Raw genomic sequence first — 22,915 nt, forward strand, 5'->3', positions numbered from 1 at the left:
CGTGGCAGGCTCGCAGACGACAGTCGCCGGGAGGCGGGCGCACCTTGGGAGGGACACCGTGCACGTCGTGATCATGGGCTGTGGGCGGGTCGGCTCGACGCTGGCCCAGAGCCTGGAGTCCCGGGGGCACTCGGTGGCCGTGATCGACCAGGACGCGGACGCGTTCCGCCGCCTCGGCCCCGACTTCGCCGGGATCACCGTCACCGGCGCCGGCTTCGACGGCGAGGTGCTGCGCCAGGCGGGCATCGAACGGGCGGACGCCTTCGCCGCCGTCTCCAGCGGCGACAACTCCAACATCATCTCGGCCCGGTTGGCCCGCGAGACGTTCGGTGTGTCCCGGGTCGCGGCCCGGATCTACGACCAGCGCCGGGCGCAGGTCTACGAGCGGCTCGGCATCCCCACCGTCGCCACCGTCCGCTGGACGGCCGACCGGATGCTGCGCCACCTGGTCCCCGAGGGCAACGTGGAGATCTTCCGGGACCCGACCAGCACCGTGTCGATCATCGAGGTGCCGGTGCACAAGGACTGGATCGGCCGGCCGCTGCGCCAGTTGGAGGAGGCGGCCGGGACCCGGGTGGCGTACCTGACCCGCTTCGGCATCGGCATGCTGCCCACCGCGTCCAGCGTCGTGCAGGAGGGTGACCAGCTCTACCTGCTGGTCACCGACGACATCGCCGCCCAGGTCACCGCGGTGGCCGCCACGCCGCCCGAAGGAGGGCACTGAGCCATGCGGATCGCCATCGCGGGCGCCGGCAACGTGGGCCGGTCGATCGCCCAGGAACTGATCGACAACGGCCACCAGGTGATGCTGATCGAGCGGCAGCCCCGGATGCTGCGCCCGGACCGGGTGCCCACCGCCGACTGGGTGCTGGCCGACGCCTGCGAGCTGGCCAGCCTGGAGGAGGCGAACGTCGCGGGCTGCGACGTGGTGGTCGCCGCCACCGGCGACGACAAGGTCAACCTGGTGGTGTCCCTGCTGGCCAAGACCGAGTTCGCGGTGCCCCGGGTGGTGGCCCGGGTCAACCGGGCCGAGAACGAGTGGCTGTTCACCGAGCAGTGGGGCGTCGACGTGGCGGTCAGCAAGCCCCGGGTGATGGCCGCGCTGGTCGAGGAGGCGGTCACCGTCGGCGACCTGGTCCGGTTGATGACGTTCCGGCAGGGCGAGGCGAACCTGGTGGAGATCACCCTGCCGCCGACCGCGCCGTACGTCGGCCAGCCGATCCACGCCGTGCCGATCCCCCGGGACGCCGCGCTGGTGGCGATCCTGCGCGGCAAGCGGGTGCTGGTGCCCAGCCCCGACGACCCGATCGAGGCCGGCGACGAGCTGATCTTCGTGTGCACCGCCCAGGTGGAGGACGAGGTGCGCGGGGTGATCCTCGGCCCGGACAGCGTGGAACGGACCCGCGGCACGGGCTGACCGGGCGGGGTCGTCCCGCCCGGCGGGGGCCGGGCGCTGGCGGTGGACCGCACCGGCCCGGGTTGCCGGGGGCTGGCGGGCCCGCCTGGATGCGACCTGGCGGTCAGCCGCCGGGCAGCGGCTGCGGGGCGGACTCGCGGGTCACCCGGCGCACCACCCAGACCGTGATCAGCAGCAGCAGCGCGTAGGGCGGGTAGCCCAGGGCGAGCCGGGCCACCCCCAGCGCGGTGTCCTGGTGGGCCAGGTAGAGCCCGGCCTGCACCCCGACCTTGGCCAGCCACACCACCCCCCAGAGCACGGTGAGCTGGGTGAAGGTCCGCACCAGCCGGGGGTCGTCGCGCCACTCCGAACGGCCCTTGGCCACCAGCACCGACCAGATCCACCCGACCAGGGGCTGCCGGATCACCGCGGAGAGCAGCAGGGCGATGCCGTAGCCGATGCCGTAGAGGATGCCCGGGAGGTAGAAGTCCCGCTCGTCCCCGGTACGCCAGGCGATGGCCGCGCCGATCGCGATGCCGAAGAGCCCGTTGACGGCGTGCCGGACCGGGCGGCGCTGGACCAGCCGGACGATCGCGATCAGCACCGCCACCCCGACCGAGGCGATCACCGCCGGTCGCAGCTCGCCGACCACGTTGGCCAGCACGAAGACCACCACGGGGATGCTGGACTCGACCAGCCCGCGCCAGCCGCCGAGCTGGTCGGCCATCTGCTCGGCGAGGCTGGGCAGCCGCTCGTCGTCCGGCGGGCTGGTCTGCGGCTCGGTGGCCGGGGGCTGTCCCGTCGTCACTTCGGCGACTCCAGCTCGTAGTACGGGTTGTAGATGACCTTGCGGTCGTCCCGGACGGCCACCCGGCCCCGGGCGGTGAGGTGCCGGCCCGGCTCGATGCCGGCGATGTGCCGTCGGCCCAGCCAGACCAGGGTGACCACGTCGCTGCCGTCGTAGAGGTCCGCCTCCAGGGTGGGCAGGTTGGTCCGGGGCGTGTAGACCACCGTGCGGAGCCGCCCGGCGACCGAGACCACCTGCCCCCGCATGCACTGCCGGGCCAGCACGCCACCGGATTCGGCGCTCTCCCGGCGCAGCTCCTGCGCCTCGATCTCGGCCTCGCTGGCGGTGAACCGGCGCAGGATGCCCCGTAGCGACATCCGGCTCTCGTCGGTCGACATGACCTCCGCGTCACCCTCTCCACGCTGACCGGTCGGCACCGGCGTCACCCCGGCCCCGGGTGGGACCGTGCCGCCAGCGTACGCCGATCCGACCTCGTGGCGGCGGTCCGGTGCGTCCGCACCCGGTCGGCACCCCCACCGGAACGCCACCGGCGGCTCGCGGCCGGGACGCGCCACCGGCCTCCGCCGGGCGGCAGCGGGGGCGGACAGCGGTCCGGGCCGGACCCGGCCGGTTCAGGCGGCGGGGTCCGGCCCGGACGGGTCGGTCAAACCTCGCGCGGGGCGGGCGTCGCGGCGTCGCCGCCCTCGGCCTGGTCGGCCATCTCCCGGGGCAGCCGCAGCGGCAGCGGCTCGCGCACCGGCTTCGCCTCCTGCCCCCGGTCGACCACCAGGCCGTCCAGGCAGGTGGCGAGCGGGCCGGCCGCGGCCGGGTCGGTGGCGGCGGCACCCTGGTAGACGCCCCGGACCATCCAGCGCGGGCCGTCGATGCCGACGAAGCGCAGGTCGGTCGGGCCGTCCGGGGTACGCACCCGGGCGTGCAGCTCGACGCCGTACTCGCCCCGGGCCTCCTGGGCGGTGGCGCCGTCGGCGATCAGCGACTGCCGGATCTCGTCGCGCACCTCGTCCCAGATGCCCTCGGACCGGGGCGCGGCGAAGACACCGAGTTGGAGGGCGTTGTCCCCGTTGACGAGCACCACCTGCTGGATGACGCCCTGCGGGTCGGCCTGCACCCGCACCTCGACCCCGGGTACCGCCGGGATGTGCAGGCTGCCCAGGTCGAGCCGCTGCACGTCGTCCGGCGCCTCGGCGACGTCGTACGGGCCACGGGCCGGGCCCGCCGTCTCGTACGCGTCGGGGCCGTCGGCCCGCTCGTCACGGGCGTGCCGCCCGTTGTCGGCCCGCTTTCGGGAGAAGATCACTGCGCCCACCCTCCGCTGTTCGCACTCACCCTGCCACCTCTTCCGTCCGTTCGCCGACCCGGTCGGTGTCCGCCGCCCGGGTCGGGCCACCGGGCGGGGGCACGAGCCCGGCGTGGCCACCTGTCGACCCGTGTCCGCCGGTCCCCCGTCGGGACCCGGGCAGCACCGCCACCGGCTGGAAATCGGCCCGCTCCACCCGCTGGACAACGAGTTGCGCGATGCGATCGCCACGGGAGATCTTCGCCGGTGCGTCCCGATCGTGGTTGATCAGGTTGACCAGGATCTCACCCCGGTAGCCGGCGTCGACCGTACCGGGCGCGTTGAGCACCGTCACGCCGAGCCTGGCGGCCAACCCGGAGCGTGGGTGGACCAGGCCGACGTAGCCCTCCGGCAGGGCCAGCGCCAGGCCGGTGGGGACCAGGGCCCGGCCGCCGGGGGGCAGCTCGACGTCCGCGGCGGCCACCAGGTCGGCGCCGGCGTCGCCCGGGTGGGCGTACGCGGGCAGCGGCAGCTCCGGATCGAGTTGCCGGACGGGCACGGGTACGACGTGGGTCACGGGTCTGCCTCTTCCGTCGGCGTTCACGGGGTGCCCTGCCATCCTGCCGGGTCGACCGCCCGTCGTGTTCCGTACCCTCGAGGTGTGAGCCTGTCGCCTTCCCCGTCGTCGCCGACGCCGCGCGTCGCGGCCGTCCCGGCGTACTCCGAGCGGCTGGGCCTGCCGTGGTGGTGCTGGGCGGCCGGGGTGGCCCTGGCCGGGCTGGCCGCCGTCGAGCTGTGGATGGGCGCCGGCGGGGTACGCGCCTGGCTGCCCTTCGTACTGCTGCTGCCGGCCACCCTGGCGGGGTTGTGGTGGCTGGGCCGGGTCCGGGTGGCGGTCGCCGACGGTGAGCTGTGGGTCGACGACGCCCACCTGCCCGTCCGGTACGTCGCCGACGCCGTCCCGCTCGACGCCGCCGGCCGGCGCGAGGTGCTCGGGGTGGGCGCGGACCCGCTGGCCTTCGTGGTGCAGCGGCCCTGGATCGGCGGCGCGGTGCAGGTGGTGCTCGACGATCCGGACGACCCCACCCCGTTCTGGGTGGTGAGTTCCCGCCGGCCGACCGAGCTGGCCGCCGCCCTGCTGGCCGCCCGCGACGCGGCCTGAGCACGGCCTGTCGCACCGCCCGACCCGCCCGACCGGGCCGGAATCAGGGCAGGACCCGTTCGGGGTCAGGGCAGGGCGGGTGGTCCGCCGCCGGGCAGTTCCCGGCGCTGCCGGCGCAGGTCGCGGCGGAGCTGCTCGGCCAGGGAGCGGGTGGCCCGGCGGTTGAGATAGCTGGCCACGGCCGCCCCGGTGAGGAACGGGCCCAGCGTGGTCAGGTTACGGCCGAAGCGCTTGAGCAGGGTGTCCCGCAGTTCCTTGCGGGCGGCGGTGCCGAGCACCGCGCCGACCCCGACGCCCGGCATCATCGGGTTGATTCCCCGCTGGCTGGCCCAGGACTGGACCAGGGCGATCGTCCGGGGGGTGCCGCCGGCGGGCAGCGGTGCGCCGTAGATCTCGTGCAGCTCGCCGATCAGCTTGAGTTCGATCGACACCACGGCCACCGTCTCGGCGGCGAGCAGCACCGGCGCGGACAGCAGGGTCGGGGCGACGGTCCACTCCACCGCGGCGACGCCGCCACCGGCCGCGCCCACCCCGGCGGTGGCCCGGGTGGCGTTGCGCACCAGCCGGTCGGCGAGCGCCTCGTCGTCCAGGCCGGGGAAGTGCCGGCGCAGCGTCGCCAGGTCCCGGACCGGGATGTGCGGCGCGACGTCGGCGACCGTGTCGGTCATCCAGCGCAGCGCCGCCCGCGGCTTGAACAGGTCGGCGAGCCCCCGGCCACGGGCCTGCCCGACCAGCCGGGCGAGCAGTTGCCGGCGGCGGGCGGGCGCGATGTCGTCGGCGGTCAGCGCCGCCACCGTGGCACCCAGCTCGTCACCGGGCGGGACGGCCGGATCGACGCCGGTGGTCCCGTCCCCGGGAACGACGACGGGCGGGCCGGCGTCGGACTTCGGACCGTCCGGATCGGACCCGCCGTGCTCGTTCATCCGTCTGCCCTCCCGTGGTGTCCACCGGTCTGGTGGACGCGCTTACCACGAGTCAAGCAGCAACCCGCCGTACCCGCACGGCGGCTCGGGCAGCGGCGGCCCCGCGAGGAGGCCGCCGCTGGTGTGGTGGGTGCTCAGACGCACTCGCGGCAGATCAGGTCGCCGTTGCGCTCGACCGCCAACTGGCTGCGGTGGTGCACCAGGAAGCAGCGTCCGCACCGGAACTCGTCCTGCTGCATCGGGAGGACCTTCACGGTCAGCTCCTCGTCGGCCAGGTCGGCGCCGGGCAGCTCGAAGCTCTCGGCCACCTCGGCCTCGTCGACGTCCACGGCGCCCGACTGTGAGTCGACCCGCCGGGCCTTGAGCTCTTCCAGGCTGTCCTCGCCGAGGTCGACCTCGTCGCGACGCGGGGCGTCGTAGTCGGTGGCCATCGGTTTCACTCTCCCATATCGATGTTGTCGCTTCCGGTTGTAACGCCGGGCGACGCTGTTTCGGTTCCCACTGGCCGGCCACCAATGTGTGTCGGTCGCCCGACCCGACGGCCTCTGGATCAAGGTCGCCGGGGGCAGGACCCGACGAGCGCGGTACCTTACCCCCTACCGGGCGAGGCATGTATACCGCCCTCGCGGCAGACATGTACGCCCCAGCGGCCCAAGATGTTCCCAATGTGACTCAGGCGACACGAAGATAGGGGTAGTAGTACCCCGTTCCCGGTTGGCGCGCCGGCATGTCGGACTGTTTCCACGCGTCCGCCGGACAACCGTTAACCTCAGCGGCGTACTCGACGGCCGACGGCGCTGCCCGCCGCCGACGTTCGCCGCCACCACCCACTGTCCGGGGAGCACCCAGATGAGCTTTGCGCGAGTGCGAGCACTCGTTGTCGTCGGCCTGCTGGCGGTCGTCGCCCTGGTCATCGTCATCGTCGCCGTGGTCCGCGACACCCAGGGCAGCGGGGCCAACGCCAGGGGGTGCCCCGAGGGCTGGCCGCTGGCCGACCTGTCCCTGCGCACCTACAAGGATGTCAAGATCAACATCCTGAACGGGACCAACGAACCGGGCCTGGCCAGCAGCGTGGGCGACGACTTCCGGAACCGGAAGTTCCAGGTCAAGAAGGAGGGCAACGCCGCGCACTTCGACGGCGTCGCGCTGCTGCGGTTCGGCCCCAAGGGGGTCGGCTCGGCGCACCTGCTGCGCGCGTTCTTCCTCAACAACGCCGAACGCGACTACGACCCCAAGCGCCAGGACGACACAGTCGACGTGGTGCTGGGCGACAGCTTCCAGCAGCTGGCCACCACCACCGAGGTCAACCAGTCCCTCGGCGACCTGGGCGCGCCGGTCGCCCCGGAGGGCTCCTGCCCGATGCCGGTGGAGGACAAGTAACCGGCCCCGCCGGTCACCGGCGACCGGTCGGCCCCGCCGCCGGTCCCCGGCCCGGCCGTCCGCCGGACCGTGAGCCGGCAGCCGGCCCGCGGCGGTCGGGGGGTGCTCAGGGGCCGCCGGAGGCGTCCAGCGCGGCCAGCCGGGTGTGCAGCGGCGTGAAGAGCGCCGGTGGGGCCGCGATGACCAGGTCGGGGCCGGCCGGACGACCGTCCAGCCCGGTCACCCGCAGCCCGGCCTCCGTGGCGACCAGCCCGCCCGCGGCCAGGTCCCAGGCGGCCAGCCCCTTCTCGTAGTAGGCGTCCACCCGCCCCTCGGCGGCCAGGCAGAGGTCCAGCGCCGCCGCCCCCATCCGCCGGATGTCCCGCACGTCCCCGATCAGCTCGGCGACCACCCGGGCCTGGTGCCGGCGGCGGCCGGCGTCGTAGCCGAACCCGGTGGCGACCAGCGCCTGTCCCAGCTCGGTCTCGGTCGAGCAGCGCAGCCGCCGGCCGTCGCGCCAGGCGCCACCGCCGGCGGTGGCGGTCCACTCCTCGCCGGTCGAGACGTTGCGCACCACCCCGGCGACCACCCGGCCGTCCACCTCGGCGGCGAGCGAGACCGCGCAGTACGGCAGCCCGTACAGGTAGTTCACCGTGCCGTCGATCGGGTCGACGATCCAGCGCACGCCGTCCGCGCCGGCCTCGGCCCCGCCGTACTCCTCGCCGAGCACCACGTCGGCCGGCCGGACCGCGCGCAGGGCGGCCAGGACCTGCCGCTCCACCGCCCGGTCGGCGGCGGTGACCACGTCGGTGGCGGTGCTCTTGGTCGCCGCGACCGAGACGCCCTCGGCCCGCATCCGGGCCGCCGTGCCGGCCGCGTCCCGGGCCACCCCGACGGCGATCCCGAGCAGTTCCTGTGCGGTAGGCGTCGAACCGGTCATCGAACCCTGCCCCCTTCGCGGCGCCGTACGCGCACCGGGCGTACCGGTCGGGAGCCGTCGGCGCGCCACCCCCGCCGTCCCGCGCGGCGCGTGCCCGTCGCGCGTCGTCGATCTCGTCCGGACAGCATAGGCAGGCACCGTTGCGGCCGGACGCACCCGGTGCGACGGGCGGTTTCCGGCGTCGACCGACCGACCGCCGGGACGGGTCGATAGGATGGCCACAAAGTCGACATCCGTGCCGAACCGGTGGTACAGACGGCCGGTTGCCGTGCGCCGCAGGATGATCGCGCCAACCGGGGTTACAATTCACCCTGCCCACGCGCCACGGACCACCGCCGCACAGCCGGCCCGGGACACGGGGGCCACTCAACGACGTCGACGGCACGGCATGCCACGCTGTGCCGGACGACTCCGGCCGTGCTCGCTCTTCGCCTCCGGAAGGTCATTCGTGACAGAACCCCGCCAGCCCGGCGCCGACGTTCGCTCGCTCACCGACACCCTGATCGCCCACGCCCAGAGCGCCGGTGGCCAGTTGACGTCGGCCCAGCTCGCGCGCACCGTCGAGTCCGCCGAGGTGACCCCGGCCCAGGCCAAGAAGATCCTGCGGGCGCTCTCCGAGGCGGGCGTGACCGTGGTGGTCGACGGCTCCGCCAGCACCCGCCCCCGCCGGGTGGCCGCCGCCCGGTCGGCCACACCGGCCTCGCGGGCCACCACCGCCAAGACCACCAAGAAGGCCGCCGCGCCGGCTCCGAAGCAGGCGCCCGCCGCCGAGGAGGCCACCGCGCCCGCTCCGCGCAAGGCGACCCCACGCAAGGCGGCCACCACCGCGGGGGTGGCCGCGAAGGCCGCCACGCCGGCCGCCAAGGCGACGAAGTCCACCCGTGCCACCAAGGCGACGGTGGCCGCCGCCGGGGCCGGCAAGGCCGCCGCGAAGGCCAAGGGCGAGGGCGCCGAGGGCGAGATCGATCCCGAGCAGTTGGCCGCGGAGATCGAGGACGTGGTGGTGGAGGAGCCGGCCGAGCTGGCCCGGGCCGCCGAGACCGACGCCGCCGCCTCCGCCACCGACAACGACTTCGAGTGGGACGACGAGGAGTCCGAGGCGCTCAAGCAGGCCCGGCGGGACGCCGAGCTCACCGCCTCCGCCGACTCCGTCCGGGCGTACCTCAAGCAGATCGGCAAGGTTCCGCTGCTCAACGCCGAGCAGGAGGTCGAGCTGGCCAAGCGGATCGAGGCCGGGCTCTACGCCGCCGAGCGGCTGCGCGCCGCCGACGACGGCGAGGAGAAGCTGACCCGCGACATGCAGCGCGACCTGCTGTGGATCTCCCGGGACGGCGAGCGCGCCAAGAACCACCTGCTGGAGGCGAACCTCCGGCTGGTCGTTTCGCTGGCCAAGCGGTACACCGGGCGCGGGATGGCCTTCCTCGACCTGATCCAGGAGGGCAACCTCGGCCTGATCCGCGCGGTCGAGAAGTTCGACTACACCAAGGGCTACAAGTTCTCCACGTACGCCACCTGGTGGATCCGGCAGGCGATCACCCGGGCGATGGCCGACCAGGCCCGCACCATCCGCATCCCGGTGCACATGGTCGAGGTGATCAACAAGCTCGGCCGCATCCAGCGCGAGCTGCTCCAGGACCTGGGCCGTGAGCCCACCCCGGAGGAGCTGGCCAAGGAGATGGACATCACACCCGAGAAGGTGCTGGAGATCCAGCAGTACGCCCGGGAGCCCATCTCGCTCGACCAGACCATCGGTGACGAGGGTGACAGCCAGCTCGGTGACTTCATCGAGGACTCGGAGGCCGTGGTCGCGGTCGACGCCGTCTCGTTCTCCCTGTTGCAGGACCAGCTCCAGCAGGTCCTGCAGACGCTCTCCGAGCGGGAGGCGGGGGTGGTCCGGCTGCGCTTCGGCCTGACCGACGGCCAGCCACGCACCCTCGACGAGATCGGCCAGGTCTACGGGGTGACCCGGGAGCGGATCCGGCAGATCGAGTCCAAGACGATGTCCAAGCTCCGGCACCCGTCGCGCTCCCAGGTGCTCCGGGACTACCTGGACTGAGCCGGTCACGTCAACCCGTCGTGTCGGTTTGATCACCAGGCGTAGAACATGCGAAGGTGACCGGTCCAATACGTGTTTGTGATCGTTGACGTGGCACCCTGGGTGCACGGCACACTGTCCTTCCCGCCAGGTGTGACCTCGGTCCCCCGCGGGCACACTGGGAAGGCGGGGCCCGGTAAGGGTGTTGCACGATGAGTGAGCAACGACCGAAGAGAGTGTTCATCGGTGACGACCAGAGGAGGAAGGCGATGACCCCGACCCTCACGCCGCCGCCCGAAACGGTGGCTCCCCCAGCCGCCGATGAACGGTGCGACCGCTGCAATGCTGCCGGCAAGCTCCGTATCACTCTGGCGGGTGGGAGCGAGTTGGTGTTCTGTGGGCACCACGCGAACAAGTACGCCGAGGATCTCGTGAAGATCACGGTGAAGTTCGCGACGGACCCGGAGTTCAGCTGGCGAGGCGCCGATCTGATGGCGAACTGACCCGAAACCCCAACGACGACATCGCCGGGCGGAGGCACCCTGTGGGTGCCTCCGCCCGGCTATTCGCTCCCACCCCACTCCCCACCACCGCCCGCCGCCTCACCCCGACCCCGCCGCCCCCGGTGATCAAGAGGTTCAGGTCACCGGACCACCGCCAGATGACCGAAACCTCTTGATCACCGAGGCGGGGCGCGGAGGCGGGGTGCGGAGGCCGGAGCGGGGCGGGGCGGGGCGGGGGGAGTTAGAGGGTCTGGACGGTGGCTATGCGTTCTTCGAGTTGTTCGATGGTCGCCTGGGCGCTGGGCGGGCCGCCGCAGAGTCGGCGCAGCTCGGCGTGGATCTTGCCGTGGGGCAGTCCGGTGCGGTGGTGCCGGGCGGCCACCAGAGCGTTCAGTTGACGCCGTAGCGCCACCCGGCGCTGGGCGGCACTCAGAGGTACGGCGGGCGCGGCCGGGGCCGCAGCGGCCGGCTCAGCGGCCTGGACGGCCGTCCGACGCCGCTGCGCGGCGAGCTGGTCGGCCTGCCGCTTGGTCAACAGCAGCGACACCTGGTCGGCGGTGAGCAGACCGGGCAGCCCGAGGTATTCCTCCTCCTCCGGCGTGCCGGCCTGGGCGGCGGTGCCGAAGGAGGCCCCGTCGAAGATCACCTGGTCCAGTTCGGCCGTCGCGGACAGCGCGGTGAACCGCTTCTCCAGCTCGCCGCTGGCCTGCTCGTCGCGTTGGGCCCGCTCCAGCAGGTCGTCGTCGAAACCCTCGCGGTCCTTGGGCTTGCCGAGCACGTGGTCCCGCTCGGCCTCCATCTCGCTGGCCAGCCCGAGCAGATGCGGCACGCTCGGCACGAACACCGAGGCGGTCTCGCCGGGGCGGCGGGCCCGGACGAACCGGCCGATGGCCTGCGCGAAGTACAGCGGGGTGCTGGCGCTGGTGGCGTACACCCCGACCGCCAGCCGGGGGATGTCGACGCCCTCGGAGACCATCCGGACCGCCACCAGCCACCGCTGCCCGGATGCCGCGAACGTCGCGATCCGCGCGGACGCGCCCTGGTCGTCGGAGAGGACCACGGTGGCCTTCTCCCCGGTCACCTGTTCGATCAGCTTGGCGTACGAGCGGGCGTTCTGCTGGTCGCTGGCGATGATCAGGCCACCGGCGTCGGCCATCCCCGCGTTGCGCAGCACGGTCAGCCGGGCGTCGGCCGCCCGCAGCACCTGCGGCATCCAGTCCCCGGCCGGGTCGAGCGCGGTCCGCCAGGCCTGGGCGATCAGGTCCTGGGTCATCGGCTCGCCGAGCCGCGCCGCCAGCTCGTCCCCGGCGTTGGTACGCCAGCGGGTCTCCCCCGAGTACGCCAGGAACAGCACCGGGCGCACGACGCCGTCGCGCAGCGCGTCGGAGTAGCCGTAGACCGAGTCGGCGCGGGAGCGCAGCAGCCCGTCGCCGCCGCGCTCGTAGGTGACGAACGGGATCGGGTTGTCGTCGGAGCGGAACGGCGTACCGGTGAGCATCAGCCGGCGTACGGCGGGTTCGAAGGCGTTCTTGACCCCGTCACCCCAGGAGCGGGAGTCCCCGGCGTGGTGGATCTCGTCGAGGATGACCAGCGTGCGGCGGGTCATGGTGCGCCGCCGGTGCACCTGCGGGGCCATCCCCACCTGGGCGTAGGTGACGACCGCGCCGTGGAAGTCGGCGGCGGAGTGCAGGTCGGCGTTGCGGAACGCGGAGTCGAGCTGGATGCCGACCCGGGCGGCGGCCTGCGCCCACTGGGTCTTCAGGTGCTCGGTCGGGGCGACCACGGTGACCGCCTCGACGGTGCCGTCGACCAGCAGCTCGGCGGCGATCCGCAGGGCGAAGGTGGTCTTGCCGGCACCGGGAGTGGCGACCGCGGTGAAGTCTTCGGTACGACGGCGCAGGTACTCCACCATCGCCTTGCGCTGCCAGGCACGCAGGGGCGGGAACGTCTCCAACGCCGGCAACCGGGGTGCCACCCGAGGCTCCTCTCCGACCGCACGAGGCGGATCCGGGCCGAGGGCCACGGTACCGCCGCCCATGAAAACGCCTCCGCGCAGAGCATGCCGCGAAGGCCGGCCCAGCATAACCAGCCGGGCCCGGCAACCCCAGCCGACACCACGCCGACCGGTCCCGCCGCCGGTCAGCCGGGTGGGCGGCCGAGGCCGGTCTCCGGCGGACGCATCGTCGCCACGGGTGCCGACCAGCGTCGCCGCAGCGCCACCAGGCGCAGTACGAAGACCAGCAGCGCCGCCGCGGTCAGCCCGCCCGCTCCGGCGTACCCCAGCGCCGACAGCAGCACCACCATGATCGATCCGGCGAGCGCGGCGACGGCGTAGATCTCCCGGCGCAGCACCACCGGGATCTCGGCGGTGAGCAGGTCCCGGCCCAGCCCGCCGCCGATCGCGGTGAGCATGCCGATGACCACCGCGCCGACCGCCGGCACCCGGGCGTCGAGCGCCTTGAGCGTGCCGGTGACGGTGAACAGGCCCAGCCCGGCGGCGTCGAGCACCAGCACGGTGGTCCGCAGCCGGGCGAGCTGCGGGTGCAGCCAGAACACGGCGGTGGCGGTGACCGCGGCGGTGGCGGCGTAGCGCCAGTCGGCGAAGGCGAGCGGCGGGACCTCGTCGATGACCAGGTCGCGGAAGATCCCACCGCCCAGCGCGGCGACGAACCCGACGAAGACGACACCGAACAGGTCGAGCCGTTTCGCCACCGCCGCCGAGGCGCCGGAGGCGGCGAAGACGGCCACCCCGGTCAGGTCGGCCAGGAGCAGGGCGGTGGAGGTGGTCACACCGCCGAAGGTTACGGGGGCGGTCCGGCGGACCGCCCGGATCACTCGCGGTACGAGTCGTAGATCTCCTTGCACTTCGGGCAGACCGGCGAGCCGGGCTTGGCGGCCTTGGTCACCGGGAACGTCTCGCCGCAGAGCGCCACCACGAGGGTGCCCATCACGGCACTCTCGGCGATCTTCTCTTTGCGTACGTAATGGAACATCTCGGGACCCGTGTCGGCGTCCTTCAACTCCGGACGCTCAAGAACCTCGGTACTCACAGTCACACCTCCAACTGCACAAGTTTGGCAGGTCGGCCGGGTCCGGTCCACCGCAGCCCACCCCGACGGCGGCCAGTTACGGTAACTGACGTGACCACCTTTCACATCCGGCCCGGCACCGAGGTCGTCGAAGCCCTGCGTGACGGCCGTCCCGTCGTCGCCCTGGAGAGCACCATCGTCTCGCACGGTCTGCCCCGACCGGACAATCTGCGGGTCGCCCGCCAGATCGAGCAGACGGTACGCGACGCCGGAGCCGTCCCCGCCACCATCGGGATGGTCGGCGGCGAACTCGTCGTCGGCCTCGACGACACCGAGCTGACCCGGCTCGCCACCGTGGACGGGGTGGCGAAGCTCTCCGTCCGGGACCTCGCCGTGGCCGCCGCCACCGGGGCCGACGGGGCCACCACCGTGGCCGCCACCAGCGCGGTGGCCGCCGCCGTGGGGATCAGTGTCTTCGCCACCGGCGGGCTGGGCGGGGTGCACCGGGAGGCGGCGCAGACCTTCGACGAGTCGGCCGACCTGGTCACCCTGGCCCGTACCCCGATCACGGTGGTCTGTGCCGGGGTCAAGTCGATCCTGGACGTCGGGGCGACCCTGGAGCGGCTGGAGACCCTCGGTGTCGGGGTGGTCGGCTACCGCACCCGGCGGTTCCCCGGCTTCTACCTGACCGACTCCGGGTTCGACCTGGACTGGTCGGTGGACTCCCCGGAGCAGGTCGCCGCGGTGCTCGCCGCCCGGGAGCAGCACGGGGTGCACGGCGGCGGCCTGATCGTGGCCAACCCGCTCCCGGTCGACGAGCAGCTCGACCCGGCGCTGCACGACCGTACCCTCGCCGAGGGCCTGGCCCGGTTGGGCCGCGACGGCGTCACCGGCAAGGCGGTCACCCCGTTCCTGCTGGCCCACTTCCACTCGGCCACCGAGGGCGCCAGCCTGGCGGTCAACGTCCGGATCATCCTGCGCAACGCCGATCTGGCCGCCCGGATCGCGGTCGCGGCCGCCCCGCGCCCCGCCGCATGACCGCTCCCGGTCGGATCGTGGTGGTCGGCGACCTGATCACCGACGTGGTCGCCGTGCTGGCCGGCGCGTTGGCCACCGGCTCGGACACCCCGGCGACGATCCGGGTCACCGGCGGCGGGCAGGCGGCCAACACCGCCGCCTGGATCGCCGCCCAGCACGCGCCGGTGACGCTGGTCGGCGCGGTCGGCGACGACAGCGCCGGCCGGGACCGGGTGGCCGAGCTGGAACGGGCGGGGGTGGACTGCGCAATCGAGGTGCACCCGCAGGCCACCACGGGGACGGTGATCGTGCTGGCCACCGCCGACGAGCGGACCATGGTCACCGAGCGGGGGGCGAACCTGCGGCTGACCGCCGACCACGTGGACCGGGCCCTGGCGGCGACGCCCGACGCCACCCACCTGCACCTGTCCGCGTACTGCCTGCTGGATGCCGGGTCGCGACCGGCCGGGCTGCGCGCGTTGGCCGTCGCCCGCGAGCGGGGGCTGACCACCAGCGTCGACGCCGCCTCCGCCGCGCCGCTGCGGCGCATCGGCGCGGCGGCCTTCCTGTCCTGGGTACGCGACGTCGACCTGCTGCTGGTCAACGCGGACGAGGCGGGGGTGCTGGCCGGCGGGCTGGACCCGGCGGCCCAGGCGCGGGCGTTGTCGGCGGCGGCCCGACGGGTGGTGGTCAAGCGCGGCGGGGCGGGCGCGATCTGGGTGGACCGGCGGGCCACCGTGGGGGTGACGCCGTCGTTGCGGGTCGCCGTGGTGGACGTCACCGGGGCCGGGGACGCCTTCGCGGCCGGCCTGCTCACCGCGTGGACGACCGGTGCGACCCCGCGTGCCGCGCTGACCCGGGCCGCCGACCTGGGCGCCCTGGCGGTCTCGATGGTGGGTGCCCGCCCGGAGGCGACCGGCGGGTAGCGGTGCCGGCTACGCCCGCACCGGCCGGCCCCGTCAGGGTTCAGCGTCGATGATCCGGTGCGGGCGTTCCTCGGCGGTGAGGCTCATCGGCGGGGTCTCGTCGCGGTGCCGGGGCTGGAACCTGGTGGCCAGCCGGTGTTCCTCCTTGGGCGGCCGGTCGTTGGCGAGCAGCACCGCCAGCCAGGGGATGAGGATCATGCCCAGCGCCACCAGGGGCAGCCAGAGCCAGAGCAGCGGGGCCTTCGTGCCGACCAGGACCGCTCCGGCGATCACGCAGGCCACCCGGATGCCCATCATCAGCACGTACCGCTTCTGTCTGCTGGTGAGCTGGTCGTCCTGGCTGCGCGAGGCGTCGGTGATCAGAATCGGCTGGTACGCCTGACGCTTCACCATGGACCTCCTGAGGGGATTACCCACCATCCTGTCACCGCATCACCTTGATCAGCGAAAATCGACGCATACCGGGATCGTGTTACGTACGTGGTACGCTCCGCCGGTGGGCAGCCGGTTCAGCTTCACCGAGGAGGCGTTGGCCAACCTGCGGGTCTACGACGTCACCCCCGGGGAAGTCTGGGAGGCGCTGCACAGCACCCGCCGGGTGATCCGGCACCTCGGCGAGGACCTGACTGTCGTCTACGCGGCGAACGGTCGCGGCCGGCGGCTGGCCGTCCTGCTCGCCGAGGCCGACGGCACCGACCACGACTGGAACGTCCTCTCCGCCCGCGACCTGAGCGACGTCGAGGCCAAGCGCTACGACGAGACCGTGCGGAGAACGCGCCGATGAGGAGGCGACGGCGATGAACCGTAACGAGGCCATCAAACGATTCCACGGCGGCGACGACACGTTCGCCGAGCTGATCGACGACAGCCAGCCGGTGGAACTGCCCGCCCCCGACACCGACGTGCCGATGGTCAGCCGTTCGGTACGCCTGCCGATGGACACCTACGAGCGGGTCCGGGCGGCGGCCGAGGCGCGGGGCATCGGCGTCACCACCCTGATGCGACAGTGGATCGAGGCCGGCCTGGCCGACCTGGACGACTCGGCCACCGTCTCGCTCGCCGACGTGCGCCGGGCGCTCGCCGCGCTGTCCCGCCCCACCGCCGCCTGACCGGCCCGGCTCACAGGGCCGGGTGGGGCCGCTCCGGTGGTTGCCCGTACGCCCGGCGGTAGTCCGCGACCGTGATCGCCGCCAGCACGGCGGCGGCCGCGGCGAGCGCCACCACGCTGACCGTCAGGGTCGCCAGCGGCGTCAGCACGGCCAGGGCGAGCATCCCGACGATCCGGGCCCGGGACACCCGCCCGAAGACCTCGTGCTCGAACCGGGCGCGGGCGAGCAGGAAGACCGCCGGACCACCCATCAGGAAGACCGCCCAGGACAGCTTGGTCCGCTCGTACGGGTGCACGATCGCCAGTTCGTAGCCGACCGCCGTGGTCAGCACCCCGGCGACGATCACCAGATGGGTCCAGCTCATCGACTCCCCCAGCCGGCCGGGGGCACGGGCCACCCGGATCGCCTCGGTGAGCAGGTGACCCGCCCGGTGGAAGTAGATCCGCCAGAGCAGCACGGTGGTCACGAAGGAGAGCAGGAACGCCCCGGAGCTGGCGCCCGAGAAGCTGTGCCCGCTGAACGTCAACCCGATGACGAGGATGTTCTCACCGAGGGCGATCAGGAAGAACTGCTGGTGCCGCTCGGCCAGGTGCTCCCCCAGCACCGCCCAGGTGGACGTGCGGGTCGCCCCGAGGCGGGGCACCGGCCAGCCGAACATCAGCCCGGCGTAGTCGACGACGACGGCCGCCGACCAGCAGGCCAGCCGCCATGTCCCGGGCAGCACCGCCCCGAGCACCCAGGGCACGGCGCTGAACACCGCCCAGGACGCGACCCGCACCGTGACCAGCCGGCGGGGATGGCCGTGCAGCGCCAGGGTGAGGAAGAGCGGCCGGCCCACCTGCACCGCGACGAACGCGAGGGCGAAGGCCAACGCGCGGGTGTCGAAGGCGCGTGGCGTGGCCACCGCCATCACCATGCAGCCCAGCATCGCGTAGACCACCACGAGCTGGATCTCCGGCCGTTCCGGCTCGTACCGGCTGGTGACCCAGGCGGTGAAGGTCCAGACCGCCCAGAAGGCCAGGAAGATCACCAGGGTCTGGGCGATCTCGACGGGCAGATCCCGCTGGGGGGTGTTCAGATCGTCGATCACCCGCTGGGAGACCCGGGTCAGGGCGAAGACGAAGACCAGGTCGAAGAAGAGTTCCAGGAAGGTGGCCCGGGGCGAGCTGACCCCGCCGCGCAGCAGCGCCGCCCCCCGCTCGTCCGCCATCGTCCACCCGTCGCCGCTGTCGCGGATCTCAACGAGCCGACCCGGTTCCGGTTGCGTCAGCCCCGCTCGGCCCTGGCCGCCGCCTTGGCCTGCTGCTTGTACTCGCGTACCCGGCGCAGCGACTCCGCGTCGGTGACGTCGGCGACCGACCGGTAGGTGTCCGGGTCGCCGTACCCGCCGGCGGCCTCCCGCCAGCCGTCGGGGCGCACGTCGTACCGCTTGCCGAGCAGGGCGACGAAGATCTGCGCCTTCTGGGTGCCGAAGCCGGGCAGGTCGGCGATGCGGCGCAGCAGTTCCCGCCCGTCGTCGACGTCCGCCCAGAGCCGGCCGGCGTCACCGGCGTACCGCTCGACCAGCACCCGGCACAGCTCCTGCACCCGGCCGGCCATCGCCTTCGGGAACCGGTGCAGCGCGGGCGGCCGGGCGAAGACCGCGACCAGCTCCGCCGGGTCGTAGCCGGCCAGTTCCCGGGCGTCCGGGTCGTGCCCGAGCCGCTGGGCGAGCACGTACGGCGACGAGAACGCCTTCTCCATCGGCACTTGTTGATCAAGGAGCATCCCGGTCAGCAGGGCCAGTGGGCTGCGCCCCAGCAGCCGGTTGGCCTCGCCGTCGATGGGCAACGAGAGCGTCATGCCCCCATCCTGCCCGCCCCGGCCGCCCGGCCGGCCGACATCCGGTCCGGCCCGCCGCACCGGGACCGTCCGGACGCGGCGCGGCCCGGTGGACACGGGTGTCCACCGGGCCGTCGGTGTCGTGAGGCGTCAGTTCACGACGAAGAGCAGCCGGTTCGGCGAGCCCGAGCCGGGGCTGGTCACCACGTTGGGGGTGGCGTTGCTGGTCAGGTAGCTGGCGACCTGGGCCGGGGTGTAGGACGGGTTGGCCGACAGGACCAGGGCGGCGGCACCGGCGACGTGCGGGGACGCCATCGACGTCCCGCTGATCGAGTTGGTGGCGCTGTCGTTGGTGTTCCAGGACGAGGTGATGCTCGACCCGGGGGCGAACAGGTCGACGCAGGTGCCGTAGTTGGAGTAGGAGGCCCGCGCGTCGGTGCTGGTGGTGGCACCGACGGTGATCGCCGAGGCGACCCGCGAAGGCGACGAGTTGCAGGCGTTGGCGTTGGAGTTGCCGGCGGCCAGCGCGTACGTGATGCCCGAGCTGATCGAGCTGGCCACCGCGTTGTCGAGAGTGGTGCTGGCCCCGCCGCCGAGGCTCATGTTGGCCACCGCCGGCTTGACCGCGTTGGCGGTCACCCAGTTGACGCCGCTGATCACGCCGGTGGTGCTGCCGCTGCCGGCGCAGTTGAGCACCTTCACCGCGATCAGCCGGACACCCTTGGCGACGCCGTACTTCGTGCCGCCGACGGTGCCGGCGACGTGCGTGCCGTGGCCGTTGCAGTCGGTGTTGTTGGAGTCGACCGTGTTGGTGCCCCAGGTGGCCCGGCCGCCGAAGTCGGTGTGGGTGGTCCGGATGCCGGTGTCGATGATGTACGCCCGCACGTTGGTGGCCGTGTTCGGGTAGGTGTAGCTGGAGTTCAGCGGGCGGTTGCGCTGGTCGATGCGGTCCAGGCCCCAGGAGGGCGGGTTGGTCTGGGTCGCCTGGACGGTCATCACCCGGTCCTGCTCGACGTAGGCCACCGACGGGTCGGCGGCGAGCCGGCGGGCCTGGCTGGCGCTCATCTTCGCGCTGAATCCGGTGAGCGCGGCGCTGTAGACGTCGGCGACGTTGCCGCCGTACCGCTTGGTGAGGCTGGCGGCCCGGTCCGGTACGGCGGTCCGGGCGGCGCGGCTGTTGGCGGCGCCGACGGCGTCGCCCTTCAGCACGACCAGGTAGCTGCCGCTGATCGCGTCCGGGGCGGAGGCGTAGCGGATCTGGCCGGTGGGGGCGGCGAGGGCGGGGGCGCCCGCGGCGACGGAGAGGGCGGCAGCGGCGGCCGCGACGGCGACCGCGCGGATCGCGCGACGCCGGGGGACGGACACGTCGGACATCGTCTGAACTCCCTACCGGGTACGTCCGGACAGACGGGGGCCGTCCGAACGTCCCATCGACGGATGTTGGAGGGAATGTTAACGAGACATCGACGCACGTAACAGAGATAACGGCCGGGGGATTGAGCTGGCGTTATGGAAGTCAACGGGTGCCCGCCACCGGCGGCCCCCGGCCAGGCAGGATGACGAGGTGGACCGTTACGACATGCTGCTCTCCCCCGCCGGCGTCGACGCGCTGCGCACCGCGCTCACCGACGCCGACTTCACCGCCAACGGCATCGCCGGCCGGCTCGGGCCGCAGGCCACCGGCGGGGTGGCCCGCAACGACTTCCGGGCCGCGCTGCGCGCCACCGAGGAGCGCGACCCGCTGGCCACCCTGATCCGGGTGTTCGTCTGCGACCAGACCGAACCCGAATCGGCGGTCGCCGCCGCGCTCGCCCCGCTCGACCTCGCCGAGGCCGTCGCCGCCGGCCTCGTCGAACCGTACGGTGACGGCCTGCGCGCCGGGATCGACCTGGAGCCGTACGGGGACACCTGGTGGGTGCTCGCCGACGTGCCGGCCAGCGCCCGCCCGGGTCGGCCACTGCCCAGCGAACACGTGCTCGGCATCGGCGGGGCCACCCAGACCCTGATCGGGGCGACCGTCCGCCGCCCGGTGGACACCGCGCTGGACCTCGGCACCGGCTCCGGTGTGCAGGCCCTGCACCTGGCCACCCGGGCCCGGCAGGTCACCGCCACCGACGTGTCGCAACGGGCACTGCGGTTCGCCGCCACCACCGCCGCCCTCAACGGGCAGGACTGGGAACTGCTGCGCGGCGACCTGGTCGCCCCGGTGGCCGGACGCCGGTTCGACCTGGTGGTCAGCAACCCGCCGTTCGTGGTCGGGCCGGGCACCACCACCCACGTCTACCGGGACTCCGGCCGGGTCGGCGACGCGATCGGCGCGGAACTGGCCGCCGCCGCCCCGGGTCTGCTCACCGAGGGCGGTACCATGCAGTACCTGGCCAACTGGGTGCACGTCGCCGGGGAGGACTGGGCCGAGCGGGTGACCGGCTGGTTCGCCGGCACCGGCCTGGACGCCTGGGTGATCCAACGCGAGGTCGCCGACCCGATGGCGTACGTCAACCTGTGGCTGGCCGACGTCGGCGAGGCGACCGACCCGCACCGGGCGGCGGCCTGGCTGGACTGGTTCGACGCGCACAAGATCGAGGCGGTCGGGTTCGGCATCGTCTCGCTGCGCCGGGGCGGGCACGACGATCCCGTCGTCCGGGTGGAGGATCTGCGCCAGCGGGTCGAGGCCCCCCTGGGCGACCAGGTCGCCGCCTGGTTCGACCGGCAGGACCTCATCCGGGACGGGGGCGTCGACGGGCTGCTCGCCGCGCGTTTCCGGGCCGCCCCGGGGCTGCAACTGCGGCAGGAGGCGACGATCGGCGACGAGGGCTGGGCGGTGGACCGGCAGGTCCTGACGATGCCGCACGGGCTGCGCTGGAGCGAGGAGATCGACCCGCTGGTGCTGGCCCTGGTCGGCGGCTGCGACGGACGGCTGCCGCTGCGTGACCAGCTCGCCCTGCTCGCCGCCGCGCACGACGTCACCACCGACGAGCTGGCCGAGGCGGCCGGACCGATCGTGGCGCACCTGGTCGAGCGGGGCATCGTCGAGCCGGTGACCGACTGATGCGGGCGGTGGTGCAGACCGTCGGCCGGGCCAGTGTGACCGTCGACGGGGAGGTGGTCGGCGCGGTCACCGACGGCCTGCTGGTGCTGCTCGGGGTCACCCACACCGACACCCCCGAGCTGGCCGCGACGATGGCCCGCAAGGTGCACGAGCTGCGCATCCTCGACGACGAGCGCAGCGCCGCCGACACCGGTGCCCCGATCCTGCTGGTCAGCCAGTTCACCCTCTACGGCGACACCCGCAGGGGCCGCCGGCCGAGCTGGACCGCCGCCGCCCCCGCCGAGGTGGCCGAACCACTGGTCACCGCCGTGGTCGAGGCGCTACGCGCCCGGGGCGCGACGGTCGAGACGGGCCGTTTCCGCGCCCACATGCTCGTCGAGAGCATCAACACCGGCCCCCGCACCCTCCTCCTGGACCTCTGACCACCCCCTCCCCACGCCCACGCCCCGCTCGCCCCCGCGTCAGTGCCGGTGATCAAGAGGTTCACGTCATCCTGAAGATCGAAGTTGACACAAACCTCTTGATCAGTTGACGCAAACCTCTTGATCACCGGGGCGAGGCGGGGCGGGGCAGGGCGAGCGGGGCGAAGCAGGCAGAGCGGGGGGCAGGTGGGCGGGGCCGGGTCAGGTCAGGAGCAGCCGGGTCGGGTCAGGAGAAGAGGCCCCGGCGTTGGAGGGACTGGCGGAGCCAGCCGTCGAGTTGGGCGGCCCAGTCGGTGCGGTCGGCGTTGGCGTGGTCGACGGTGAACCGGCCGAAGGTGTCCCGGCCCTCGGTGAACAGGCCGCCGCGCTTGTCCAGCTCCAGCACCACCTGCACCTGGTGCGGGTCGGTGACGAAGGTGACCTCCAGCTGGTTGATCGCCCCGGCGTACTGCGGCGCGGGGTAGAACTCGATCTCCTGGTAGAACGGCAGGCTCTGCCGTACGCCGTAGATGTGGCCGCGCTCGACGTCGGCGCGGGCGAACCGGAAGCCCAGCCGCAGCAGCGCCTCCAGCAGCCGCTCCTGGGCCGGCAGCGGATGCACCGACACCGCGTCCAGGTCACCCTTGTCGACCGCGCGGGCCACCTCCAGCTCGGTACGCAGCCCCATCGTCATCCCGTGCAGCCGGTGGCCGTACAGGTCGGTCAGCGGGGTCTCCCACGGCACGGCGAACCGGAACGGGATGTCGTACCGCTGGCCCGCCTCCAGCCGGAACGGGCCGGTGACCTGCTGGCGGGCGAACTCCTGGGTCGTCTCGTACTCGGAGTCCGCGCCCTCCACCTCGACCCGGGTGACCAGACCGAGCGCCACGTACTCGATGTCGGTGGCGTGGTCGCCGCCGGCCACGTGCACCCGACCCTCCAGCACCCCGCCCGGACGGCAGTTCGGGTTGGCGAGCACGGTCTCCACCGACGGACCGCCCACCCCCATCGACTGCATGAGCCGCTTGAAGACCACCACGTCCTCCATTGCCTGTTCAGGGCCGACCAGGATGGTCGACCGCTGGCACGGTAGCCGGACCCGGCAAGACCGGCACGGCACACCCCGCATCCGACCGGATTGCTGTCGGTTCCCCGATCGCC

27 protein-coding genes are annotated in these 22,915 nt (G+C 73.3%); 12 read left to right on the plus strand and 15 right to left on the minus strand.

Annotation, left to right across the window (positions count from 1 at the left end; genetic code table 11):
* The first annotated feature begins 58 nt into the window (after positions 1 to 58).
* Both H1A17_RS11905 and H1A17_RS11910 read left to right on the plus strand, forming a co-directional pair.
* A complete protein-coding gene (locus H1A17_RS11905; RefSeq protein WP_088646419.1) occupies positions 59 to 724 on the plus strand; it encodes a TrkA family potassium uptake protein in 666 nt (221 codons plus the stop codon).
* Between the two features lie 3 nt (positions 725 to 727).
* Positions 728 to 1,417: a TrkA family potassium uptake protein gene (locus tag H1A17_RS11910; RefSeq protein WP_145918516.1), complete on the plus strand. Its 690-nt coding sequence runs from the start codon at positions 728 to 730 to the stop codon at positions 1,415 to 1,417.
* Between the two features lie 103 nt (positions 1,418 to 1,520).
* Here H1A17_RS11910 and H1A17_RS11915 read toward each other — a convergent pair whose 3' ends face one another.
* The 4 genes from H1A17_RS11915 to dut all read right to left on the minus strand — a co-directional run bounded on the left by H1A17_RS11915 (position 1,521) and on the right by dut (position 4,057).
* Entirely contained in the window at positions 1,521 to 2,204 is a 684-nt protein-coding gene (locus H1A17_RS11915) for a DUF3159 domain-containing protein (protein ID WP_145918515.1), read from the minus strand.
* Positions 2,201 to 2,581 (minus strand): OB-fold nucleic acid binding domain-containing protein, encoded by a 381-nt coding sequence (locus tag H1A17_RS11920; protein WP_088646422.1) that lies wholly within the window; start codon positions 2,579 to 2,581, stop codon positions 2,201 to 2,203. Before H1A17_RS11920 ends, H1A17_RS11915 begins: the two co-directional genes overlap by 4 nt.
* Before the next feature lie 266 nt (positions 2,582 to 2,847).
* On the minus strand, positions 2,848 to 3,501 hold the full coding sequence (locus H1A17_RS11925) for a DUF3710 domain-containing protein (RefSeq protein ID WP_145918514.1): 654 nt from the start codon (positions 3,499 to 3,501) through the stop codon (positions 2,848 to 2,850).
* 25 nt (positions 3,502 to 3,526) lie between these two features.
* A complete protein-coding gene (gene dut, locus H1A17_RS11930) occupies positions 3,527 to 4,057 on the minus strand; it encodes a dUTP diphosphatase (protein ID WP_240762694.1) in 531 nt (176 codons plus the stop codon).
* Between the two features lie 84 nt (positions 4,058 to 4,141).
* Here dut and H1A17_RS11935 point away from each other — a divergent pair, with 84 nt between their 5' ends.
* Entirely contained in the window at positions 4,142 to 4,642 is a 501-nt protein-coding gene (locus H1A17_RS11935) for a DUF3093 domain-containing protein (RefSeq protein WP_145918513.1), read from the plus strand.
* A 65-nt stretch (positions 4,643 to 4,707) separates the two neighbouring features.
* Here the strand turns inward: H1A17_RS11935 and H1A17_RS11940 are convergent, their stop codons facing one another.
* Complete coding sequence (locus H1A17_RS11940; RefSeq protein WP_228543369.1) at positions 4,708 to 5,565, minus strand: hypothetical protein; 858 nt, start codon at positions 5,563 to 5,565, stop codon at positions 4,708 to 4,710.
* Between the two features lie 134 nt (positions 5,566 to 5,699).
* A complete protein-coding gene (locus tag H1A17_RS11945) occupies positions 5,700 to 5,996 on the minus strand; it encodes a DUF4193 domain-containing protein (protein ID WP_067315205.1) in 297 nt (98 codons plus the stop codon).
* A 433-nt stretch (positions 5,997 to 6,429) separates the two neighbouring features.
* On the opposite strand from H1A17_RS11945, the gene H1A17_RS11950 reads away from it, so the two are divergent.
* Complete coding sequence (locus tag H1A17_RS11950) at positions 6,430 to 6,945, plus strand: LytR C-terminal domain-containing protein (protein ID WP_194821898.1); 516 nt, start codon at positions 6,430 to 6,432, stop codon at positions 6,943 to 6,945.
* A 106-nt stretch (positions 6,946 to 7,051) separates the two neighbouring features.
* Here H1A17_RS11950 and H1A17_RS11955 read toward each other — a convergent pair whose 3' ends face one another.
* Positions 7,052 to 7,864, minus strand: a complete 813-nt coding sequence (locus tag H1A17_RS11955; RefSeq protein ID WP_145918512.1) for an inositol monophosphatase family protein — start codon at positions 7,862 to 7,864, stop codon at positions 7,052 to 7,054.
* A 448-nt stretch (positions 7,865 to 8,312) separates the two neighbouring features.
* On the opposite strand from H1A17_RS11955, the gene H1A17_RS11960 reads away from it, so the two are divergent.
* Positions 8,313 to 9,920: an RNA polymerase sigma factor gene (locus H1A17_RS11960; RefSeq protein WP_145918511.1), complete on the plus strand. Its 1,608-nt coding sequence runs from the start codon at positions 8,313 to 8,315 to the stop codon at positions 9,918 to 9,920.
* Between the two features lie 248 nt (positions 9,921 to 10,168).
* Positions 10,169 to 10,402, plus strand: a complete 234-nt coding sequence (locus H1A17_RS11965; protein ID WP_088646450.1) for a hypothetical protein — start codon at positions 10,169 to 10,171, stop codon at positions 10,400 to 10,402.
* A 241-nt stretch (positions 10,403 to 10,643) separates the two neighbouring features.
* On the opposite strand, the gene H1A17_RS11970 is transcribed toward H1A17_RS11965, so the two are convergent.
* From H1A17_RS11970 to H1A17_RS11980, 3 genes are all read right to left on the minus strand, one after another.
* On the minus strand, positions 10,644 to 12,377 hold the full coding sequence (locus H1A17_RS11970) for a DEAD/DEAH box helicase (RefSeq protein ID WP_194821885.1): 1,734 nt from the start codon (positions 12,375 to 12,377) through the stop codon (positions 10,644 to 10,646).
* A 164-nt stretch (positions 12,378 to 12,541) separates the two neighbouring features.
* Entirely contained in the window at positions 12,542 to 13,192 is a 651-nt protein-coding gene (locus tag H1A17_RS11975) for a trimeric intracellular cation channel family protein (RefSeq protein ID WP_088646451.1), read from the minus strand.
* 41 nt (positions 13,193 to 13,233) lie between these two features.
* Positions 13,234 to 13,458 carry a DUF3039 domain-containing protein gene (locus H1A17_RS11980; protein ID WP_194821886.1) on the minus strand — a complete coding sequence of 75 codons (225 nt, stop codon included), beginning with the start codon at positions 13,456 to 13,458 and terminating at the stop codon, positions 13,234 to 13,236.
* An 84-nt stretch (positions 13,459 to 13,542) separates the two neighbouring features.
* Here H1A17_RS11980 and H1A17_RS11985 point away from each other — a divergent pair, with 84 nt between their 5' ends.
* Together H1A17_RS11985 and H1A17_RS11990 are read left to right on the plus strand one after the other, a co-directional pair.
* The gene (locus tag H1A17_RS11985) at positions 13,543 to 14,469 is read left to right on the plus strand and encodes a pseudouridine-5'-phosphate glycosidase (protein WP_194821887.1); all 927 of its coding nucleotides are present in this window, start codon (positions 13,543 to 13,545) and stop codon (positions 14,467 to 14,469) included.
* Positions 14,466 to 15,374 (plus strand): carbohydrate kinase family protein, encoded by a 909-nt coding sequence (locus H1A17_RS11990; protein ID WP_145918508.1) that lies wholly within the window; start codon positions 14,466 to 14,468, stop codon positions 15,372 to 15,374. The genes H1A17_RS11985 and H1A17_RS11990 overlap by 4 nt, the downstream gene beginning before the upstream one ends.
* 33 nt (positions 15,375 to 15,407) lie before the next feature.
* Here the strand turns inward: H1A17_RS11990 and H1A17_RS11995 are convergent, their stop codons facing one another.
* Complete coding sequence (locus H1A17_RS11995) at positions 15,408 to 15,767, minus strand: DUF3099 domain-containing protein (protein ID WP_194821888.1); 360 nt, start codon at positions 15,765 to 15,767, stop codon at positions 15,408 to 15,410.
* Positions 15,768 to 15,870: 103 nt separating this feature from the next.
* Between H1A17_RS11995 and H1A17_RS12000 the strand changes: the two genes are divergently transcribed.
* Both H1A17_RS12000 and H1A17_RS12005 read left to right on the plus strand, forming a co-directional pair.
* The gene (locus H1A17_RS12000) at positions 15,871 to 16,158 is read left to right on the plus strand and encodes a hypothetical protein (RefSeq protein ID WP_309236760.1); all 288 of its coding nucleotides are present in this window, start codon (positions 15,871 to 15,873) and stop codon (positions 16,156 to 16,158) included.
* A 13-nt stretch (positions 16,159 to 16,171) separates the two neighbouring features.
* Positions 16,172 to 16,483, plus strand: coding sequence for a hypothetical protein (locus H1A17_RS12005; RefSeq protein ID WP_145918506.1), 312 nt, complete (start codon positions 16,172 to 16,174; stop codon positions 16,481 to 16,483).
* Between the two features lie 10 nt (positions 16,484 to 16,493).
* Here H1A17_RS12005 and H1A17_RS12010 read toward each other — a convergent pair whose 3' ends face one another.
* From H1A17_RS12010 to H1A17_RS12020, 3 genes are all read right to left on the minus strand, one after another.
* On the minus strand, positions 16,494 to 17,693 hold the full coding sequence (locus H1A17_RS12010) for a low temperature requirement protein A (RefSeq protein ID WP_145918505.1): 1,200 nt from the start codon (positions 17,691 to 17,693) through the stop codon (positions 16,494 to 16,496).
* Between the two features lie 56 nt (positions 17,694 to 17,749).
* Positions 17,750 to 18,325 (minus strand): HhH-GPD-type base excision DNA repair protein, encoded by a 576-nt coding sequence (locus tag H1A17_RS12015; RefSeq protein WP_194821890.1) that lies wholly within the window; start codon positions 18,323 to 18,325, stop codon positions 17,750 to 17,752.
* A 129-nt stretch (positions 18,326 to 18,454) separates the two neighbouring features.
* Positions 18,455 to 19,678, minus strand: coding sequence for a S8 family peptidase (locus H1A17_RS12020; RefSeq protein ID WP_145918503.1), 1,224 nt, complete (start codon positions 19,676 to 19,678; stop codon positions 18,455 to 18,457).
* Between the two features lie 190 nt (positions 19,679 to 19,868).
* Here H1A17_RS12020 and H1A17_RS12025 point away from each other — a divergent pair, with 190 nt between their 5' ends.
* Together H1A17_RS12025 and dtd are read left to right on the plus strand one after the other, a co-directional pair.
* Positions 19,869 to 21,353, plus strand: a complete 1,485-nt coding sequence (locus tag H1A17_RS12025; protein ID WP_194821891.1) for a methyltransferase — start codon at positions 19,869 to 19,871, stop codon at positions 21,351 to 21,353.
* A complete protein-coding gene (gene dtd, locus H1A17_RS12030) occupies positions 21,353 to 21,775 on the plus strand; it encodes a D-aminoacyl-tRNA deacylase (RefSeq protein WP_145918502.1) in 423 nt (140 codons plus the stop codon). Before H1A17_RS12025 ends, dtd begins: the two co-directional genes overlap by 1 nt.
* Before the next feature lie 226 nt (positions 21,776 to 22,001).
* On the opposite strand, the gene H1A17_RS12035 is transcribed toward dtd, so the two are convergent.
* Positions 22,002 to 22,790, minus strand: coding sequence for a sporulation protein (locus tag H1A17_RS12035; RefSeq protein WP_145922638.1), 789 nt, complete (start codon positions 22,788 to 22,790; stop codon positions 22,002 to 22,004).
* Positions 22,791 to 22,915: the final 125 nt, after the last annotated feature.

It is taken from the genome of Micromonospora sp. S-DT3-3-22 (assembly GCF_015354745.1).
Classification (GTDB): Bacteria; Actinomycetota; Actinomycetes; order Mycobacteriales; family Micromonosporaceae; genus Micromonospora; species Micromonospora wenchangensis.

Bases quoted from the DNA above. Each gene is read 5' to 3' on its own strand.
- dtd (WP_145918502.1), top strand. From the start codon at position 21,353: ATGCGGGCGGTGGTGCAGACCGTCGGCCGGGCCAGTGTGACCGTCGAC.
- H1A17_RS11965 (WP_088646450.1), top strand. From the start codon at position 10,169: ATGACCCCGACCCTCACGCCGCCGCCCGAAACGGTGGCTCCCCCAGCC.
- H1A17_RS12005 (WP_145918506.1), top strand. From the start codon at position 16,172: ATGAACCGTAACGAGGCCATCAAACGATTCCACGGCGGCGACGACACG.
- H1A17_RS11955 (WP_145918512.1), bottom strand. From the start codon at position 7,864: ATGACCGGTTCGACGCCTACCGCACAGGAACTGCTCGGGATCGCCGTC.
- H1A17_RS11990 (WP_145918508.1), top strand. From the start codon at position 14,466: ATGACCGCTCCCGGTCGGATCGTGGTGGTCGGCGACCTGATCACCGAC.
- H1A17_RS11995 (WP_194821888.1), bottom strand. From the start codon at position 15,767: ATGGTGAAGCGTCAGGCGTACCAGCCGATTCTGATCACCGACGCCTCG.
- H1A17_RS12020 (WP_145918503.1), bottom strand. From the start codon at position 19,678: ATGTCCGACGTGTCCGTCCCCCGGCGTCGCGCGATCCGCGCGGTCGCC.
- H1A17_RS11940 (WP_228543369.1), bottom strand. From the start codon at position 5,565: ATGAACGAGCACGGCGGGTCCGATCCGGACGGTCCGAAGTCCGACGCC.
- H1A17_RS11910 (WP_145918516.1), top strand. From the start codon at position 728: ATGCGGATCGCCATCGCGGGCGCCGGCAACGTGGGCCGGTCGATCGCC.
- H1A17_RS11945 (WP_067315205.1), bottom strand. From the start codon at position 5,996: ATGGCCACCGACTACGACGCCCCGCGTCGCGACGAGGTCGACCTCGGC.
- H1A17_RS12010 (WP_145918505.1), bottom strand. From the start codon at position 17,693: ATGGCGGACGAGCGGGGGGCGGCGCTGCTGCGCGGCGGGGTCAGCTCG.
- H1A17_RS12015 (WP_194821890.1), bottom strand. From the start codon at position 18,325: ATGACGCTCTCGTTGCCCATCGACGGCGAGGCCAACCGGCTGCTGGGG.
- H1A17_RS11920 (WP_088646422.1), bottom strand. From the start codon at position 2,581: ATGTCGACCGACGAGAGCCGGATGTCGCTACGGGGCATCCTGCGCCGG.